Annotated in this window: 3 protein-coding genes; 1 reads left to right on the top strand and 2 read right to left on the bottom strand. The window is 51.8% G+C overall.

Annotated features, from left to right (window positions below; genetic code table 11):
* The first annotated feature begins 250 nt into the window (after window positions 1–250).
* Window positions 251–1,423, top strand: coding sequence for an MFS transporter (locus tag AOQ57_RS08145; RefSeq protein WP_093626940.1), 1,173 nt, complete (start codon window positions 251–253; stop codon window positions 1,421–1,423).
* 126 nt (window positions 1,424–1,549) lie between these two features.
* Here the strand turns inward: AOQ57_RS08145 and AOQ57_RS08140 are convergent, their stop codons facing one another.
* Together AOQ57_RS08140 and AOQ57_RS08135 are read right to left on the bottom strand one after the other, a co-directional pair.
* On the bottom strand, window positions 1,550–2,011 hold the full coding sequence (locus AOQ57_RS08140; protein ID WP_093626938.1) for a hypothetical protein: 462 nt from the start codon (window positions 2,009–2,011) through the stop codon (window positions 1,550–1,552).
* Window positions 2,008–3,528 carry a Y-family DNA polymerase gene (locus AOQ57_RS08135; protein ID WP_093626936.1) on the bottom strand — a complete coding sequence of 507 codons (1,521 nt, stop codon included), beginning with the start codon at window positions 3,526–3,528 and terminating at the stop codon, window positions 2,008–2,010. The genes AOQ57_RS08140 and AOQ57_RS08135 overlap by 4 nt, the downstream gene beginning before the upstream one ends.
* Between the last annotated feature and the right edge of the window lie 112 nt (window positions 3,529–3,640).

The following is a 3,640-nucleotide window of genomic DNA, read 5'->3' as shown; positions in this document are numbered from 1 at the left end:
TCGGTGCGTAGTTGACAAGGAGAAACGGGTTCGTCACAAGTTGGCGGGCCCGTTTTCGTTAAAAAGTTAAGCACCCCCATAAATTATAGAGGTGCTTAGCAGAGTTAATTGTTCTTTCAATTATTATATCATGGTAGCGGTTTCTAATAAACCGAAATTTAAATAAATTGGGGGCTAGAATTAACCCGGCAAAGCCCGTACAATATTTCTTGATGATTTTTCGGTTTACGAAAGAACGGGGGAACATACCATGACTAAATATCGTTTTCAGGCGATCTTATTTGTGATGGTCGCCTTTATGTTGGGGTGTAATGAGTACATGATTGTTGGGGTTTTACCAGACATCGCCAAGGAGTTTGGGACTTCTTTGTCCATGCTGGGGTACCTAGTGACCGTCTTTGCCGGGGTCTATGCCTTCCTGACGCCGATCTTGACCACGGTGGCTAGCCGCTTTCGACGCTACGACATTCTCTTAGTTTTCATGGTGGTTTTTTTGATCGGTAATACCTGGACGGCACTTGCTGGCGGCTTCTGGTCGCTTTTGTGGTCACGGGTTCTAACGGCTAGCGTTTCGGGAGCGATCATTTCCTTAGTTTTGATCCTGGCCGCTCAGCTAGCCCCGCACGACAAGCGGGCCGGGCTGGTTTCCTGGGTCTTTGCCGGCTTTTCGATTGCCTCGATCATTGGAATTCCGATCGGGACAATGATTAGCACTACCTTTTCGTGGCATGATTCCTTTTGGATGGTGTCTCTGATCTCTTTAGTCGTTTTGATCGGGTTAGCGGTCCTGGTGCCCAAAGAAGACACCGCGGTTAAGGGGAGTTTGGTCTCTCAGTTTAGCCTTTTAAAGGATCGGCGGGTCCTTCTGGGGGTTGGACTAGTTGTAAGCGTGTGTGCTGGCCAGTATACCTTTTACACCTACATCCGGCCGCTGCTAACGACGATGATGGGCTTTTCGATGGGTGCCTTGAACTGGATCTTACTGGGGATGGGGGTTGCTTTCATCGTTGGTAATAAGTTTGGAGGATACCTAGCTGACGTGGGGGGCGTGTTATTTCTGCCTTACATCTACTTCATGATGACTGGCTTGCTGGTGATGCTGGCCCCCCTCGTTCATTTTCCGTGGTTGGGAGTGTTGGCGGTAGCCCTAGTTTGCATAGCCGTAGCCTGTTACGGGTCGTCGACGCAGCTGATGTTTTTAGACATTGCCGAAAAGGATTACCCCCAGTCATTAGAGCTAGCCTCATCTTTGAACTCAATCTTCGCCAACATTGGAATCTCCCTTGGCTCCTTCACGGCTGCCGAAACGGTCAGCTACCTGGGGTTAGGGAATGTCGGTAATGTGGGAGCCGTTTACGCCCTCCTTGGGGGGATAGCCGCCGTTTTCTTACGGTGTTGCTACCATCAGGTACGCTTTGATTAAGAGCATCATTAAAGTACATCGCCCTTATAAAAACACGTGGCATAAAAGAAGAGAGCCCAGTAGTTCAGCGATAATCGTTGAGCTACTGGGCTCTCTTCTTTACGGGGTAGTATGGCCGTTCCCCTCTTATTTTAACCTGGTTAAAATGGTTACCTTCCGCAGGTTAGCGATGATTAGTTCCCATTCCTGCTTGCCGATTAGCATTAAACGTTGGCGATCCCAGTCCAGCTCCGTCGCAATTCCCTCAATGGTTTCATAGTAGCCGTTGTCACCATTGAAATACTCGACCTTCAGCCGTAGGGGTAGGAGGGGCTGAAGGGCCAAGAGGCGCCGCTCAAGACGCTTGGTGGTGAGTTCATCGGGGTAGTTTTTGTGCTGGTAGCGCTCGGCAACTTCGTTAATCAGCTGGTGGTAGCCGGTTAAGGCCGCAAAGGGGGCGAACTGACCGGCGTGGTCGGTGGCCGGTAGGGGCCAGTGGTTTTTGGAGATCGGGCGTGGGAGATCGATAATGTCTTGGTAGGCACTGGTATCTTTAAACAGGCTGGCTGAAAGCATCGCCTTGGTCTGCTCGGTATTATCTTCAATCATGCCTTATGACCTCCAATTTCGTCGTTGCGTTTACGGGTGGTCGATCCATCCAAGAGGTCGGCGGCCCGGATAATGGCGTTTTTACCATACTGCTTCTGTAACCTTAAGACTAGCTCTTGGACTGCATGTTCTTGGTCCCGGCTGGCCTGAGCGCTTTTCTGTTCAACGATCCGCTGAGTCGGATCCTCAAATAAGTCGAGTTGCTCAGTGTGGATCTGGCTGGCGGCCTCTTGTTCATCAATCAGGTGGTTGGCAATCACGGTGATCTTACGGATCAAAAGGTCGCGGTTGGCGATCTGGTCGTACAGGGTCAAGAAGGCCTGGCGTAGTTCCTTAGCCGAGGAGGTCAGGTTATCCAGGCTGGCTCCGCCGTGATCGGGCTTGGGTACCTGGCGGCCATAAAAGTCGGTTACCACCGGGCCGTTGTGGCTAGCCGCATAGGTAAGACTTTTGACGTCGTAAGATAAGTGCAAGGCAATCTGGTTAGTTAAGGCGTGGCGCTTGACCAGCTGGAGAGCCAGGTTAGTACTCATCTCGCTAATTACCTGGCGGGCCTTTGGAATTGGGTAGGGCTTCATTAAGACCTGGCCGGAGTAGATGCCGTGCTCGCTAGCCCGGTAGTTTTTAATATCCTCAATCGTGGCGGCTTCATAGCCCCAAGCGTGGTTGATTAGGAGCTGGGCATGCTTGCCAAACTCGCGGTACAAGACCTCTTCGTTGAGAGGATTCGACAGGGTACCTAGGGAACAACGGGCGATGTCGCCCATCGTTAAAAGCCCTAGTTTCTCCAGGCGTCGGGCGTAGCCACGCCCAATTCGCCAAAAGTCGGTTAGCGGCTGGTGGGCCCACAAGAGGCGGCGGTAATCATACTCGGTCATTGCGACAATCCGAACCCCGTCGGCGTCACCGGAAATTTTTTTGGCCACGATATCCATGGCGACCTTAGCTAGGTAGAGATTGGTACCGATCCCGGCCGTGGCGGTGATTCCAAACTCGGTTTGGATGGCCTGGATTATTTTCTTGGCCAGGGTGTGGGCTGACTCGTGGTGACCGGCCAAGTAATCAGTGGCATCAATGAAGACCTCGTCGATTGAATAGACGTGAATTTTTTCCGGTGGAATGAAGCGCAGGTAAATTTCGTAGATCTTAGCCGATATCTCCAGGTAGTAGCGCATCCGGGGCGGGACGATCATGTAGTCGACCCGCAGACCATGGTGGGCGTCAAGTTCGTCCTTGTAAATCGAGCGGGTCCGGGCTAAGCGCCGGTTAGCAAATTGCTGGGCCCGTTTTCGATTGACCTGGTTGATTTGCTGGTTAACCTCAAACAAGCGGGGGCGACCAGGGACGCCAAAGGACTTTAAGGCCGGTGAAACAGCCAAACAGATCGTCTTGTCGGTCCGAGTCGGGTCGGCGACGACTAGGTTGGCATTCAGGGGATCCAGGCCGTGGGCGGCGCACTCTGCCGAAGCATAAAAGGACTTTAAATCGATGGCAATGTAAGTGTGTTCCTGGGCCACGACGGCGCCCCCTTTCAATTATATTTATGATAGCAGATTTCTTCTTTCAGAACAACTGTTCGCATTTAAAGAAATAAGAAGTGGGGGTGTAGCGGTCAACTACGCACCGAAT

The sequence above is a fragment of the Limosilactobacillus gorillae genome (genome assembly GCF_001293735.1).
Taxonomy (GTDB): Bacteria; Bacillota; Bacilli; order Lactobacillales; family Lactobacillaceae; genus Limosilactobacillus; species Limosilactobacillus gorillae.
Note: the sequence above shows the minus strand (reverse complement) of the source record. Positions and strands in the feature narration are given on the sequence as shown.

What these genes read in the sequence shown, in the direction of transcription:
- AOQ57_RS08145 (WP_093626940.1), top strand. Translation starts at nt 251, where the DNA reads ATGACTAAATATCGTTTTCAGGCGATCTTATTTGTGATGGTCGCCTTT.
- AOQ57_RS08140 (WP_093626938.1), bottom strand. Translation starts at nt 2,011, where the DNA reads ATGATTGAAGATAATACCGAGCAGACCAAGGCGATGCTTTCAGCCAGC.